This window comes from Actinomycetospora sp. CA-053990, assembly GCF_050948445.1.
Lineage (GTDB): Bacteria > Actinomycetota > Actinomycetes > Mycobacteriales > Pseudonocardiaceae > Actinomycetospora > Actinomycetospora callitridis.
Window position 1 is genome coordinate 3,375,887 of sequence record NZ_CP192043.1, and the last position, 12,916, is coordinate 3,388,802.

14 protein-coding genes and 1 tRNA gene are annotated in these 12,916 nt (G+C 74.6%); 9 read left to right on the forward strand and 6 right to left on the reverse strand.

Features of this window, described 5'->3' with window-relative positions; genetic code table 11:
* The first annotated feature begins 214 nt into the window (after positions 1-214).
* Both ACQPYN_RS17365 and ACQPYN_RS17370 read left to right on the forward strand, forming a co-directional pair.
* Positions 215-850: a sigma-70 family RNA polymerase sigma factor gene (locus ACQPYN_RS17365; RefSeq protein WP_433038926.1), complete on the forward strand. Its 636-nt coding sequence runs from the start codon at positions 215-217 to the stop codon at positions 848-850.
* Positions 847-1,995, forward strand: a complete 1,149-nt coding sequence (locus ACQPYN_RS17370; protein ID WP_433025244.1) for a hypothetical protein — start codon at positions 847-849, stop codon at positions 1,993-1,995. Before ACQPYN_RS17365 ends, ACQPYN_RS17370 begins: the two co-directional genes overlap by 4 nt.
* 49 nt (positions 1,996-2,044) lie before the next feature.
* Here the strand turns inward: ACQPYN_RS17370 and ACQPYN_RS17375 are convergent, their stop codons facing one another.
* Positions 2,045-3,604, reverse strand: coding sequence for a class I adenylate-forming enzyme family protein (locus ACQPYN_RS17375; protein ID WP_433025247.1), 1,560 nt, complete (start codon positions 3,602-3,604; stop codon positions 2,045-2,047).
* A 98-nt stretch (positions 3,605-3,702) separates the two neighbouring features.
* Here ACQPYN_RS17375 and ACQPYN_RS17380 point away from each other — a divergent pair, with 98 nt between their 5' ends.
* The gene (locus tag ACQPYN_RS17380) at positions 3,703-4,137 is read left to right on the forward strand and encodes an MOSC domain-containing protein (RefSeq protein WP_433025250.1); all 435 of its coding nucleotides are present in this window, start codon (positions 3,703-3,705) and stop codon (positions 4,135-4,137) included.
* Positions 4,138-4,140: 3 nt separating this feature from the next.
* Here ACQPYN_RS17380 and ACQPYN_RS17385 read toward each other — a convergent pair whose 3' ends face one another.
* The 3 genes from ACQPYN_RS17385 to ACQPYN_RS17395 form a co-directional block, all read right to left on the reverse strand.
* Complete coding sequence (locus tag ACQPYN_RS17385) at positions 4,141-5,088, reverse strand: endonuclease/exonuclease/phosphatase family protein (protein WP_433025253.1); 948 nt, start codon at positions 5,086-5,088, stop codon at positions 4,141-4,143.
* 45 nt (positions 5,089-5,133) lie between these two features.
* Positions 5,134-5,865 carry a VOC family protein gene (locus ACQPYN_RS17390; RefSeq protein WP_433025256.1) on the reverse strand — a complete coding sequence of 244 codons (732 nt, stop codon included), beginning with the start codon at positions 5,863-5,865 and terminating at the stop codon, positions 5,134-5,136.
* 74 nt (positions 5,866-5,939) lie between these two features.
* Positions 5,940-6,023 (reverse strand) — tRNA-Leu (locus ACQPYN_RS17395).
* A gap of 64 nt (positions 6,024-6,087) precedes the next feature.
* On the opposite strand from ACQPYN_RS17395, the gene ACQPYN_RS17400 reads away from it, so the two are divergent.
* Genes ACQPYN_RS17400 through ACQPYN_RS17410 form a run of 3 tightly spaced genes read left to right on the forward strand, consistent with a single transcriptional unit; the run spans position 6,088 to position 9,119 of the window.
* The gene (locus ACQPYN_RS17400) at positions 6,088-7,404 is read left to right on the forward strand and encodes a M20/M25/M40 family metallo-hydrolase (protein WP_433025259.1); all 1,317 of its coding nucleotides are present in this window, start codon (positions 6,088-6,090) and stop codon (positions 7,402-7,404) included.
* The gene (locus ACQPYN_RS17405; RefSeq protein WP_433025262.1) at positions 7,398-8,168 is read left to right on the forward strand and encodes an SDR family oxidoreductase; all 771 of its coding nucleotides are present in this window, start codon (positions 7,398-7,400) and stop codon (positions 8,166-8,168) included. Before ACQPYN_RS17400 ends, ACQPYN_RS17405 begins: the two co-directional genes overlap by 7 nt.
* Before the next feature lie 3 nt (positions 8,169-8,171).
* Positions 8,172-9,119, forward strand: a complete 948-nt coding sequence (locus ACQPYN_RS17410) for an NADPH:quinone oxidoreductase family protein (RefSeq protein WP_433025265.1) — start codon at positions 8,172-8,174, stop codon at positions 9,117-9,119.
* Between the two features lie 73 nt (positions 9,120-9,192).
* On the opposite strand, the gene ACQPYN_RS17415 is transcribed toward ACQPYN_RS17410, so the two are convergent.
* Together ACQPYN_RS17415 and ACQPYN_RS17420 are read right to left on the reverse strand one after the other, a co-directional pair.
* The gene (locus ACQPYN_RS17415; protein ID WP_274190422.1) at positions 9,193-9,435 is read right to left on the reverse strand and encodes a DUF5703 family protein; all 243 of its coding nucleotides are present in this window, start codon (positions 9,433-9,435) and stop codon (positions 9,193-9,195) included.
* Positions 9,436-9,524: 89 nt separating this feature from the next.
* The gene (locus ACQPYN_RS17420) at positions 9,525-10,514 is read right to left on the reverse strand and encodes an aldo/keto reductase (RefSeq protein WP_433025269.1); all 990 of its coding nucleotides are present in this window, start codon (positions 10,512-10,514) and stop codon (positions 9,525-9,527) included.
* 109 nt (positions 10,515-10,623) lie between these two features.
* Between ACQPYN_RS17420 and ACQPYN_RS17425 the strand changes: the two genes are divergently transcribed.
* The 3 genes from ACQPYN_RS17425 to ACQPYN_RS17435 all read left to right on the forward strand — a co-directional run bounded on the left by ACQPYN_RS17425 (position 10,624) and on the right by ACQPYN_RS17435 (position 12,905).
* On the forward strand, positions 10,624-11,472 hold the full coding sequence (locus tag ACQPYN_RS17425; protein ID WP_433038928.1) for an undecaprenyl-diphosphate phosphatase: 849 nt from the start codon (positions 10,624-10,626) through the stop codon (positions 11,470-11,472).
* A gap of 25 nt (positions 11,473-11,497) precedes the next feature.
* On the forward strand, positions 11,498-12,262 hold the full coding sequence (locus ACQPYN_RS17430; protein ID WP_433025272.1) for a histidine phosphatase family protein: 765 nt from the start codon (positions 11,498-11,500) through the stop codon (positions 12,260-12,262).
* Positions 12,263-12,335: 73 nt separating this feature from the next.
* A complete protein-coding gene (locus tag ACQPYN_RS17435) occupies positions 12,336-12,905 on the forward strand; it encodes a DUF3090 domain-containing protein (protein WP_433025275.1) in 570 nt (189 codons plus the stop codon).
* Positions 12,906-12,916: the final 11 nt, after the last annotated feature.

A 12,916-nucleotide genomic window follows, 5' to 3' on the forward strand; every position in this document is an offset into this window, starting at 1 on the left:
TCGCGGGCTTCGGAGCGGTAACGATTCCTTGTCCGCGTGACCGGACAGGGGCACAGTCGACGTTCTTCCTCGGCGTGCGGGCGGCCTCCCCGTCGGGCGGCGACGTCCTCGTCGCACGGCCGGGATCGGCGCGGCCCGTCGTGCAGGAATGGTGCGGGGGAGCGCCTGGAACAACGGGAGGACGTGGGGGGACGTGGTCGTCGATGACCTCGACATGCAGGCGGCGGAGGCGTCGCTGGGAGACCGCCGCGCGCTCGAGGAATTGCTCACCCGACTCACCCCGATTGTGCACCGCTATTGCCGGGCGCGGCTCGGGCGACGCGAGCGGCCCGTCATGTCCCCCGAGGATCTGACCCAGGAAGTGTTGCTCTCCGTGATCACCGCTCTGTCGCGCTGGCGCCGCGAGGACGGCCCGTTCCTCGGCTTCGTCTACGGGATCGCCGCCCACAAGACGGCCAACGCCTTCCGGTCGCTCGGCCGGGACCGCAGCGCGGCGACCTCCGACGTGCCCGAGCTGCTCGAGATCACCGAGAGCGCCTCCGGACCCGAACAGCTGGCCGTCGACGCCGCGGTCCGGCACCGGTTGAACCTCCTGCTCGAGCACCTTCCCGACCGGCAGCGCGAGGTCCTCCTCCTGCGCACCGTGGTCGGGCTGAGTGTCGACGAGGTCGCGGACGCCACCGGCATCACCCTCGGCGCGGTCCGCATCGCCCAGCACCGGGCGCTGTGCCGCCTGCGGCAGTTGTTGGCGGTCGACGTCGCTGCGCGGCGACCGCCGCACCGACGGGTGACCGAGCTGATCGACGGGGACGTGGTGGGGACGCCTGCGGGTCATCGGGGCCGGCGATGACGGTGGACGAGCCCGGGGACCCCGCGCGCCCCGACGGCCGGTGGCCGGATCGAGAGTGCTCCTGCGGCGGGCGGATCTGTGGCCCTGCGGCGGACGACGCCCTGCTCGACAGCATCGCCGCGGGGATCCGGGCGGTCGAGGAGCCGGTCGTCGTGGACCTGGACGAGGACGTGGAGCGGGAGCTCGCGGCCGTCCTGATCGAGTGGCGCCGTTCCGTCCGGCGGCACCCGGAGACCTGGTCGGTGGACGTCGACCGCGCCGCCGTGCTGGTGTCCCGCGGCCGCGTGACCTCACCCCGCCGCCGGCGGCTGCTTCCCGGCACCTCAGCCGCCGCTGCCGTCGTCGCGGGCCTCGTGGTGGTCATCCTGTGGGGCACGCCGCCACCGGCCCCGAGGGCCCCCGATGCGGTCGCACTCGCCACGTCGGTCGACCTCGACCGGGCGTCGGCAGCACTGGAACGCGGTGACCTGTCCCAAGCACGGATCGCCCTGACCCATGCGGAACGCCGCCTTCCCGCGGCGCCGAAGGACGACGCCGCTCGCCGGCTCCGGGTGCGGTACCGGGCGCTGCAGGACGAGGTGGCCGCCAACACGTCCCACCGACGCAGGGCCCAGGGTCCGCGGGCCGGGTCGGCACCGCGGAGCGAGACCGACGGACCCTCCCCGCGCCGCTCAGCCCGGGCGCCGTGGTCCGGGGCCGCCTCCGAGCGTGTGGGCGCTGACGAGCCGTGGATCGCACGATCCGGGTCAGGACGCCCCCGGACGGACCGGCCTCGGGCGGAAGGTCACCGGGCGGAAGGTCACCGGTCGGAAGGTCACCAGGCGGAAGGTCACCGGGCGGAAGGTCACCGGGCGGAAGGCCCCCGGCCGGAACATTCCTGGGTCGAGCGCCCCCGGGGGGAGCGCCACGAGCAGGCGGCTCCGTCCCCTCGCACGCCGACCGCGCCGGCGACCGGTCGGGACCATCCCCGTCCCCGGCGCACGACCGGTCAGCCGACCACCGACCGGGACAGCACCGCACCGTCCGAGGCGGACGACCACGACGACACCCACGACGACACCCACGACGAGGAGCACGACGACGAGGACCAGGCCCACCACCACCACGACGAGGACGACGAGGACGAGGACGACGAGGACGACTGACCCTCGAGGAATGGCGGTCTCGGCGTGCGAGTGCCCCGCGATCCGGGGGTCACGCGCCCTCGTCGATCCGGGCGCGCAGGGCCTTCTTGTCCACCTTGCCCTGGGGGTCGCGGGGGAGGACGTCGACCACCTCGAGGCGCTCGGGCAGGTACCACTCGGTGGTCCCCTGGTCGCGCAGGTGCTGCTGGAGGTCCGGGAGGGTGGGGGCCCGCCCGTCGACCGGGACGACGACCGCCGCCGGTGCCTCGGCCTGCTCCGAGGGGTGGAAGGCCACGAGGACGACCTCGTCGACGTCCGGGTGGCCCGCGAGGAGGTCCTCCACCTCCGCACCCGGGATGATCATGCCGCTCGAGCCCTTGATCTCGTCGGAGTCGCGGTCGACGAAGGCGAGCTCGCCGGTGGTGTCGCGATCGGCGATGTCGCCGGTGGCGTACCAGCCGTCGTCGTCGGTCGGCGACCACACGAGGTGGCCGTCGCCCGTGTCGAGCAGGCCGACGGCCACCTGCGGTCCGCGCACGACCACCTCGCCGAGCCCCTCGTCGCCGCCGGGCACCGCGCGGAGCTCGCGCTCGAGGCCGGGGACGGGGTGTCCCATGGTGTGCCAGGACGTGCCGGGGACCTCCTGCCCGCGGGAGACGCCGCCTCCGGGCACCTCGGTCATGCCCCAGTGGATGCGCAGCACCGCGGGGAGCCGGTCGGCCTTGCGCAGGACGCCCCGGGCCAGCGGGGCAGCGCCGAGGGCGATCATCCGCAGGCTCGGCGGGGCGGCGCCGGCGCCGGCGCCGTCGGGACCGAGCGCGTCGAGCAGCGAGTCGTAGCCGCGGGGACCGACGAGCAGGTGGGTCACCTGCTCCTCGTGCACCGCCCGCAGCACCGCCTCCGGGCTGCCGTCGTCGTCGAGCACCGCGCCGTGACGGTGCAGCAGGGGGCTCAGCACGCTGGTCATCACGCCGATCGCGTAGGTCGCCACCGACGGTGTCATCACGCGCGGATCGGGCCCCGGGTCCTCGCACACCAGCGCGCCCAGCGCACCGCAGGTGCTCGCGTGCAGGGTGTTCGCGGTGTGCAGGACGGCCTTCGACGTCCCGGTCGTCCCGGAGGTGAACAGCACGAGCGCGACGTCGTCCGGGGCGATCGCCGCGTCGCGCGGGGGTGCGTCGCCGGCGTCCGGCAGATCGTCGAGATCGATCAGACCGGCGCCGTCGTCGTCGACGGCGAGGACCGCGCCGACGGCCGTCGTCCGCTGCTCGACCTGGGCCGGGCCCAGCGAGGACGGCAACGGCACGGCCACCGCGCCCAGCCGGCCGCACGCGAAGAACAGGGCGACGGTCTCCCAGCGGTGGGCCAGGCGGTAGGCGACGCGGTCGCCCGGACCGACGTGGGGCCGCAGCGCGGCGGCCAGCCGGTCGACACCGTCCACGACGTCCGCGACGGACAGGACCCGCCGCCGGCCACGTAAGCGGTCGACGAGCAGCGTGCGGCCGGGATCGCGGGCCAGCTCGTCCCGGAGGTCGTCGAGGTGCGTCCGGTCCCGCCAGTGGCCCGCGCGGCGATAGGTCTCCGCGGCCTCGGGCAGGGTCGGTCGGGCGACGGCGTCCGATCGGGGCATGGTCCAGGCGCTACCCGCGGCCTCGCGAGCCGGAAACGACGGGTCCGCCCGGGAATGACGAGGCCCACGCCCGACCTCTGGAGAGGTGGAGGTGCGCCATGACGATGCGGGTCGCCGCCCTGCACACCGCCCCGGCCCGCAAGGCGCCGATGGTCGCGGTGGACCGGGTCGAGGCCGAGGCCGGGCGCGGTCTCGTCGGCGACCGCTACCACGGCACGCGGCACCGCCACGTCTCCGTCCAGAGCCGCGACGACCTGGCGGCGGCCGCCGACGCGCTCGGCGCCCCCGTGCCCGAGGACCGGACGCGGCGCACCCTGACCCTCGACCACGGCGAGGTGCCCACCGAGCCCGGCCGCCGCCTGGTCGTCGGCGACGTCGTGCTCGAGGTGGTCCGCCGGGCCGCCCCGTGCCGGGTGATGGACGAGACGATCGGGCCGGGCGCGGCCCGGGCGATGCACGGCCGTGGCGGCGCGATCTTCCGCGTCCTCACCTCGGGCACGATCACGGTCGGCGACGAGGTCGAGCCCGGCTGACGGTCAGGCGCAGGGCCCGACGCCGGCGGTGATGCCGTCGTGGTCGGAGCCCGCGAGCGGGAAGCGCCGCGGACCCTCGCCGCACCAGCCCGGGCCGACCATCAGGTGGTCGATGCGCAGGAGGAACGCCTGCCACTGCGTCACCGAGGTGGGCCCGGTCCAGCCCTCGCGCATGACGTCGGTGAGGCCGGTGTCGTCGGCCAGCAGCCGGTAGTCGCGGCCGCGGTCGGTCGAGTTGAGGTCCCCGGCCACCACCACGGGCCCCGGCTCGCGGGCGACGCGGTCGGCGAGGGCGACGACGAGGCGGCGGTGCTCGGCGGGGGTCGCCTGGTAGCTGCCGCCGCCGGTCCACCACGGGCGCGGCACGTGCATCGCGTAGAGCACGAACGGCGTCGGCGCGTCGACCGCCACCCGCAGCCCGGGAAGGTCCGGGCCGGTCCCGTCCAGGAGCCGCACCGGGAACCGGCTGTACACCCCGACCGACGGGATCCCGCCGCTGTAGACGCGGTGCGGGTGGTCCGCGTCGAGCTCCCGGTCGATGCTCGGGGTGTCCTCGACGACGACGAGCACGTCCGCGGCGGTTGCCCGCAGCGCCGGCAGCGTCGTCTCGAGACCGGTGACGTTGGCGCTCGCCACCGTCACCGCGGCGCCGGGGCGGACCGGCGCGGCGTCGACCGGCGTCCACGGGCCGACCACCGCCACCGCGCCGGCCACCAGCACGGACACCGCGGCGACGAGGCCACGTTGCCGTCCCACGACGAGGGCGGCGACCGCCGCCACCACGGCGAGCACCGGGAGCACGATCGCCACCACGTCGCCGACGAGCCCCAGCTCGTCGCGCAGGGGGAACCAGGTCCAGGGCAGGACCGCGAGGAGCAGCCAGATCCACCACGGACCCCGCGGCGCACGGCGCGACGGGGGCACGACGACGTCCCCCCGTGCGTTCGGCATCCGGATCGACAGTACCGAGGCAGCGCCGGCGCCACGGCCGGCGACTCAGCCGACCTCGATCACACCGAAGCGTGCGCCCGCGGGATCGGCCAGGGTGGCGTGACGCCCGCGCGGGCCCGGCGCCACGGGCGTCACGACCTCGCCGCCGGCCCCGCGGGCCGCCGCGACGGCGGCGTCGACGTCGGCCGCCGCGAAGAACGGGAGCCAGTGGGGCAGGGCGTCGCCGGCGAGCCCGAGACCCGCGACCGGCGCACCGTCCACGAGGCCGTGCTGGTGGCCGGGCTGGTCGCCCCCGTCGACGAACCCCCACCCGAGGAGCTCGCGGTAGAAGGTGCGCGTGGTGCCCGGCTCCGCCGAGGCCGCCTCGGCCCAGCACAGCCGTCCGGGCGACGGCGCAGGGATCCCGTCGTCGGACTCCCACAGGCCCACCACGGCGGCGCCCGCGTCGAGCGCGACGAGCAGCCGCCCGCCGGCGCCGTCGTCCTCGGGGCCGTGCAGCACCTGCCCGCCCAGCTCCTCGAGCTGCTCGGCGGCCGCGTCGACGTCGTCGACCGCGAGGTACAGCGTCCAGACCGGTGGTGCCGCGACGCCCGGCGACCCGATCGCGGCGACGGGGCTCGCGCCGTGGCGCAGGACGCGGGCCTGGTGGTCGGCGACGCCCTCGGCGTCCGCGGACCAGCCGAGCACCGCGGCGTAGAACGGCGTCACCGCACCGGGATCGTCGACGTCCAGCTCGGCCCAGCAGGGCACGCCGAGCGCCCGATCCGTTCCTGCCATTCCGCACTCCTCGCCACGATGACGCGACGAGTGTGGGCGCCCCGCGAAGATCGGGGAAGGAGAGAAGAGGAGTGTGTCCGAGGGGGGACTTGAACCCCCACGCCCTACTAGGGCACTAGCACCTCAAGCTAGCGCGTCTGCCATTCCGCCACTCGGACCTGCGGGAACACAGCCTAGACGACGCCGCGCGGTCCGATCACGGTGGGTGGCAGGATGCGGCGCATGGGTCGTGCCGAGGACGAGGTCGTGTCGCTGACCAGCGAGCTCATCCAGATCGACAGCCAGAACACCGGAGAGCTCGCGACCACCACGGGCGAGGCCGAGGCCGCCGCCTACGTGGACGCGAAGTTGCGCGAGGTGGGATTCGAGACCGAGGTGATCGAGTCCGGGGCTCCCGGACGCCACAACGTGTTCGCGCGGCTGAAGGGCGCCGATCCCGAGCGCCCCGCGCTGCTCGTGCACGGGCACCTCGACGTCGTGCCCTTCGACGAGAGCGAGTGGTCGGTCCACCCGCTGTCCGGCTCGGTCCAGGACGGCTACGTCTGGGGCCGGGGCGCGGTGGACATGAAGGACATGGACGCGATGATCCTGGCGCTCGCGCGCCAGTTCGCCGCCGAGGGCACCGTCCCCCCGCGCGACCTCGTGTTCGCCTTCCTCGCCGACGAGGAGGCCGGCGGCGCGTACGGCTCGCACTGGCTCGCCGAGAACCGTCCCGACCTGTTCGAGGGCTGCACCGAGGCGCTCGGTGAGGTCGGCGGCTTCTCGCTGACCCTCGGTGAGGACGTCCGCGTCTACCCCGTGATGACCGCGGAGAAGTCGATCGCCTGGATGCGGCTTCGCGTGCGGTCCCGTCCGGGGCACGGGTCGATGATCCACGACGAGAACGCCGTGACCATCCTCGCCGAGGCCGTCGCCCGGCTGGGCCGCCACCGCTTCCCGCTGGTGCTCACCGAGTCGGTGCAGGGCTTCTTCGACGAGATCACGGCGCTCACGGGGATCGAGTTCCCGACCGACTCCGCGGCCGCCCTCGACGGCGCGGTGGCGAAGCTCGGCGGGGTCGCCCGCGTGGTCGGCGCGACCACCCGCGACACCGCGAACCCGACGATGCTCTCGGCCGGCTACAAGGCGAACGTCATCCCGTCGGTCGCCGAGGCCACCATCGACTGCCGGGTGCTCCCCGGGCGCCAGGAGGCTTTCGAGCGTGAGCTCGACGAGATCCTCGGCCCCGACGTCGAGCGCGAGTGGATCCGCAACCTGCAGGCCGTGGAGACGAGCTTCGACGGCGAGCTCGTCGACGTCATGACCCGGGCGGTGCAGGAGGAGGACCCGCAGGCCCACACGCTGCCCTACATGATGTCCGGCGGCACCGACGCCAAGGCGTTCGAGAAGCTCGGGATGCGCTGCTTCGGGTTCGCGCCGCTGCGGCTGCCCCCGGACCTCGACTTCACCGCGCTCTTCCACGGCATCGACGAGCGCGTGCCGGTCGACGCCCTGCAGTTCGGGACGCGGGTGCTCGAGAAGATCCTGCGCCGGTGCTGAGGGACGCGCCCCCCGTCGCGCTGGTCACCGGAGGTGCCGCCGGGATCGGCGCCGCGGTGTGCGCCCGGCTCGCCGCTGGGGGCCACCGGGTGGCCGTGGTCGACCGCGACGCCGAGGCCGCGACCCGGGTGGCGGCGGAGTGCTCGGGACTCGCCGTGGCCTGCGACGTCACGTCGGACACGGCCGTGGGCGCCGCGGTCGACGAGGTGGAGACCTGGGGCGGGCGCCTCGACCTCGTCGTGCTCAACGCCGGCTCGGTCGGGGGCCAGTCGGGGATCGACGCCCTCGACGTCGCCGCCTACCGCCGAGTGATGGGCGTCAATGTCGACCACGTCGTGTTCGGGCTCAACGCCGCCCTCCCGGCGCTGCGGCGCGCGGGCGGCGGCACGGTGATCGCGACGTCGTCCCTCGCGGGCCTCGTCGGCATGCCGGGCGACGCGATCTACACGTTGTCCAAGCACGCCGTCGTCGGCTACGTCCGCTCCGCCGCGGCGAGCCTGGCGGGCGAGCCGATCCGCGTGATGGCGGTCTGCCCCGGCTTCACCGACACCGCGCTGATCGCGGACGTCCGCGACCGGTTCGGCGGGTTCCCGCTGCTCGGCGCGTCCGACGTCGCCGACGCCGTGTCGTCGATGGTGGAGAAGGGTGAGTCGGGGGAGTGCTGGTTCGTCCAGCCCGGGCGGGAACCGGCGCCGTTCCGCTTCCGCGGCGTCCCGGGCCCGGCCGAGGCCGGCGCCCCGCCGCCGCTGCACGGGGAGGGCTGAGCAATGCGCGCCTGGCGGGTGCCGCGGTACGGGCCGTTCGACGAGGTGCTCGAGATCGCCGACGTCCCGAGCCCCTCGACGGAGGACGGGACGCGCGTGCGGGTGGAGGCCGCGGCACTGAACTTCGCCGACATCCTCTACACCGCAGGCGAGTACCAGGAACGCGTGCCGCCGCCGTTCACGCCCGGCCTCGAGGTGGCGGGCGTGACCGACGACGGCCGGCGGGTGTTCGGTCCCGTGACGATGCCGCACGGCGGCTTCGCGGAGGAGGCGGTGCTGCGCACCACCTGGCCGTGGCCCGAGGGGATGAGCGCGGCCCAGGCCGCCGGCTTCTTCGTGGCCTACCAGACCGGCTGGTGCGCGCTGCACCACCGCACGACGCTCGACGCGGGCGAGACGCTGCTCGTCCTGGCCGCCGCGGGCGGGGTGGGGGCGGCCGCGGTGCAGCTGGGCAAGGCCGCCGGGGCGCGGGTGATCGCGCAGGTGGGCGACGAGGCCAAGGCGGCGGTGGTGCGGGCGCTGGGAGCGGACGAGGTGGTCGTGGGTCACGACGACCTGGTCAGCGCCGTGCGTGATCTCACCGACTCCCGCGGCGCCGACGTCGTCTACGACCCGGTGGGCGGCGACCTGTTCGACGCCGCGCGGCGGGTCGTGGCGTGGGAGGGGCGGCTGCTGGTGATCGGGTTCGCGGGCGGCCGGATCGCCGACGCGCCCACCAACCACGCGCTGGTGAAGAACTACGGCGTGCTCGGCGTGCACTGGGCGGCGTACCAGCAGCGGGCGCCGGAGCTCGTGGTGGCCTGGCAGCGGGAGATCGAGGCGCTCTGGGCCCGGCGGGCGATCGACCCGCTCGTCGGCGCCGAGTACGCGTTCGAGGACCTGCCGGCGGCGTTCACGGAGCTGCAGGCGCGGCGGACCACCGGGCGCGTGGTGCTCCTACCGCCTCGCTGACGAAGCGGGATTCCGCGCACCCAGTGCCAGCGAGGACGCAGGGCTTGCGCTGGGTGCCAGGAAAGCCGCTTCGTCAGGTCGCGAGGCCGGCCTGGAGGGCGCGGGAGACCTTGCGGCGCAGCCAGACCTTCCGGGTCCCGTCGCTGTAGAGCAGCGTGCGGGCGAGCTCCCAGCCCCCGAACTCGGCACGGATGCCGAGCTGCACGGTGGCCGAGATGCGCGTGATGTCCGGGGGGAGGCGGACGGGCTGGTACTCCCAGTCGCCGTCCACCACGGGCGCCCCGATGAGCGCACCCTCATCACCAGCATCGTTCACGAGCTGATCACCTCCGGGACACGTGGCGGAGCGACGTCCACCGTACGCACCCGATCGCGCTCCGCGCACGTACCGCGACGCCGTCCGGATCACTCCCAGGGCGGGGTGTCCGGCTCGTCGGTCTCGTCGTCCGGGGCGGTGGGGGAGCTGACGTCGTCGAGGGCGCCGCGGATGGCCGGGGGCAGCACGAGGTCCTCGGCGGCCAGCGAGCCCAGCAGCTGGGCCCCGTCCCGCGCGCCCACCACCGGGGCCACGACCCCAGGCCGGTCGCGCACCCACGCCAGCGCGACGGCCAGCGGCGAGGTGCCCAGCCCGTGCGCTGCGGTGACGACGGCCTGCACGATGCGCGCGGTGCGCTCGGTGCGGTGCCGCCCGACGTAGCCCGCCAGGTGCTCCGACGCGCCGCGGGAGTCGGCGGGGACGCCCTCGCGGTACTTGCCGGTGAGCACCCCGCGCCCCAGCGGCGCCCAGGGGAGCAGCCCCAGCCCGTGGTGGCCGGCGGCCGGCAGCACCTCGTTCTCGACCGTCCGTTCCAGCAGCGAGTACTCCGACTGCACCGACACCAGCGGCAGCGACGTCAGGGCCTGCCGGGTCGCGGCCGAGGCGACCTGCCAGCCCGCGTAGTTCGCGATCCCGGCGTACCGGGCCCGTCCCGTGGTCAGCGCCACGTCGACGGCCGCGAGGGTCTCCTCGAGCGGCACGTCGTCGTCCCACGCGTGCAGCTGCCAGAGGTCGACGTAGTCGGTGTTCAGACGGTCCAGCGAGTCGTCGAGCGCCGTGAGCAGCGCGCCCCGCGAGGCGCCGCCGCCGAACGGGCCGTCCTCGCGCCGGGCCCCCGCCTTGGTGGCCACGACGACCTCGCCCCGCGGGATGACGTCGTCGAACAGACCGCCCAGGATCCGCTCGGCCTCGCCGCCCGCGTAGACGTCCGCGGTGTCGACCAGGGTGCCGCCGGCGTCGAGGAACGCGAGCAGCGACGCGCCCGCCTCGTCGGCGTCGGTGTCGCGGCCCCAGCTCATCGTGCCGAGCGCCAGGCGCGAGACCCGCAGCCCGCTCGTGCCCAGCCGTCGCTGTTCCACGGTCGGCCAGCTTACGAAGGCGTCACGACCACCTCCGAGGGGCCCGAGGGGGAGGCGGGCACGGGGTGCCCGTGGGCTACCGTCCGTGCCCGTGCAGGTGGGTGCCCCGATGGGCTGGCTCGAGGCCGTGGTCCTCGGGATCGTGCAGGGACTGACGGAGTTCCTGCCGGTCTCGTCGTCCGCGCACCTGCGCATCACCTCGGCGTTCTTCTTCGGCAACGACGCCGGCGCGGCCTTCACGGCGGTCACCCAGCTGGGCACCGAGACCGCGGTGCTCATCTACTTCTTCGGCGACATCTGGCGCCTGCTCCGGGCGTGGTTCGTGGGCCTCGCCCGCAAGGACGAGCGCGGCTACGACTACAGGCTCGCCTGGTACGTGATCCTCGGCTCGATCCCGATCGGCGTCCTCGGGCTCGCCTTCGAGGACCTGATCAAGGGCCCGGCCCGCAACCTGTACCTCAACGCGACCGTGCTCATCGTGTTCGCGCTCGTCCTCGCCGCCGCCGAGCACTACTCGCGGCAGCGTCGCGGCCCCGACCAGCTCACGCTGCGCGACGGGCTCGTCATGGGCTGCGCGCAGGCGATGGCGCTGATCCCCGGCGTCTCGCGGTCGGGCGGCACGATCAGCGCCGGCCTCTTCCTGGGCCTCGAGCGCGCCGTCGCCGTGCGGTTCTCGTTCCTGCTGGCGCTGCCCGCGGTGTTCGCGTCCGGGCTGACCCAGATCCCCGACATCCTCGAGCCGTCCGCCGCCGACGTGCAGGGCAGCCTCGTGGTGGTCCCGAGCATCCCGCAGATGATCGTCGCCACGATCATCGCGTTCGTCCTGGGGTACGCCTCGATCGCCTGGCTGCTGAGGTTCGTCGAGAACCACACGATCTACGTCTTCGTCTGGTACCGGGTGCTGCTCGGACTGGCCGTCCTGCTCGCCGTGAGCAACGGGGTCGTCCCGGCGACGTAGTCGGACACCCGCGTACGGTCGTGTCGTGACAACGGTGATCCTTCTGCGGCACGGCCGGTCGACGGCCAACGTGTCGGGTGTGCTCGCCGGTCGCAGCACCGGCGTCGGTCTCGACGACCACGGCCGCGCGCAGGCCGAGAAGCTGGTCGACCGGCTCGCCGAGCTGCCCCTGGCGGCCGTGGTGACCTCGCCGCTGCAGCGCTGCCAGGAGACGGTGGCCCCGCTGCTGGCCGCCCGCGGCCTGGAGGCGACGGTCGAGGACGACCTGTCCGAGGTCGACTACGGCGACTGGACCGGACGCAAGCTCGGCGACCTGGGCAAGGAGGACCTCTGGAAGGTCGTCCAGGCCCACCCGTCCGCCGCGGTGTTCCCCGGCGGGGAGGGCCTCGCCGCGATGCAGGCCCGCGCGGTCGCGGCGATCCGCCGGCAGGCCGCGCGCATCGGCGCCGAGCACGGCGACCGCGCCCTGTGGGTGGCCTGCAGCCACGGCGACGTGATCAAGGCCGCGGTCGCCGACGCGCTCGGTCTGCACCTCGATTCGTTCCAGCGCATCGTCGTCGACCCCTGCTCGGTGAGCGTCATCAGCTACACCCCGACACGGCCCTTCGTGGTGCGGGTCAACGACACCGGAGGCGACCTGTCCGCGCTGGTCCCGAAGCCGGAGAGCGAGGAATCCGAGGGCTCGGCGGACGCGGCCGACGACCCCACCGCGGCCGCCCCGGGGGGCCCCCTGTCCGATACCGCCGTGCCCGAGGAGGCCACCGTCGGGGGGTCGACCGGAGTAGCATGAGAGCGCCGTTGACGCCAGGGGATCCGCACCTCCTCCAGCGGGGTCCCTCCGTGAGTCCTACGATCGAGAAGCCATGCCCAGGGTGATCCACGTCTTCCGCCAGCCCGACCGGTTCGTCGCCGGCACCGTCGGGCAGCCCGGCGAACGCTCCTTCTACCTCCAGGCCACCGAATCGGCCCGGAGGGTGAGCGTGCTGCTCGAGAAGCAGCAGGTGTCGGTGCTCTCGGAGCGGATCGGCACCCTCCTCGAGGAGGTCTCCCGGCGCTTCGGCGCGGACGTCCCCGTCACGGTGCCCGAGGACGAGGTCGACACCTCGCCGCTCGAGGTGCCGGTGGAGGAGGAGTTCCGCGTCGGCACCATGGGGCTGGGCTGGGACGCCGAGTCCCGCAACGTCGTCGTCGAGCTGCTCGCGGTCACCGAGGAGGAGGTCGACGAGTCGGTCGTCCTCGACGACACCGACGAGGGCCCCGACGCGCTGCGCGTGTTCCTCTCGCCCGCCGGCGCCCGCGCGTTCGCCACGCGCGCCGAGCGGGTGGTCGGCGCCGGACGGCGTCTGTGCCCGCTGTGCACCCAGCCGCTCGACTCCTCGGGCCACATCTGCCCGCGGCAGAACGGCTACCGACGCGTCGCCTCCCCCGAGTAGGCGCGTGAACG

What these genes read in the sequence shown, in the direction of transcription:
- ACQPYN_RS17365 (WP_433038926.1), top strand. Translation starts at nt 215, where the DNA reads ATGCAGGCGGCGGAGGCGTCGCTGGGAGACCGCCGCGCGCTCGAGGAA.
- ACQPYN_RS17370 (WP_433025244.1), top strand. Translation starts at nt 847, where the DNA reads ATGACGGTGGACGAGCCCGGGGACCCCGCGCGCCCCGACGGCCGGTGG.
- ACQPYN_RS17375 (WP_433025247.1), bottom strand. Translation starts at nt 3,604, where the DNA reads ATGCCCCGATCGGACGCCGTCGCCCGACCGACCCTGCCCGAGGCCGCG.
- ACQPYN_RS17380 (WP_433025250.1), top strand. Translation starts at nt 3,703, where the DNA reads ATGACGATGCGGGTCGCCGCCCTGCACACCGCCCCGGCCCGCAAGGCG.
- ACQPYN_RS17385 (WP_433025253.1), bottom strand. Translation starts at nt 5,088, where the DNA reads ATGCCGAACGCACGGGGGGACGTCGTCGTGCCCCCGTCGCGCCGTGCG.
- ACQPYN_RS17390 (WP_433025256.1), bottom strand. Translation starts at nt 5,865, where the DNA reads ATGGCAGGAACGGATCGGGCGCTCGGCGTGCCCTGCTGGGCCGAGCTG.
- ACQPYN_RS17400 (WP_433025259.1), top strand. Translation starts at nt 6,088, where the DNA reads ATGGGTCGTGCCGAGGACGAGGTCGTGTCGCTGACCAGCGAGCTCATC.
- ACQPYN_RS17410 (WP_433025265.1), top strand. Translation starts at nt 8,172, where the DNA reads ATGCGCGCCTGGCGGGTGCCGCGGTACGGGCCGTTCGACGAGGTGCTC.
- ACQPYN_RS17425 (WP_433038928.1), top strand. Translation starts at nt 10,624, where the DNA reads ATGGGCTGGCTCGAGGCCGTGGTCCTCGGGATCGTGCAGGGACTGACG.
- ACQPYN_RS17435 (WP_433025275.1), top strand. Translation starts at nt 12,336, where the DNA reads ATGCCCAGGGTGATCCACGTCTTCCGCCAGCCCGACCGGTTCGTCGCC.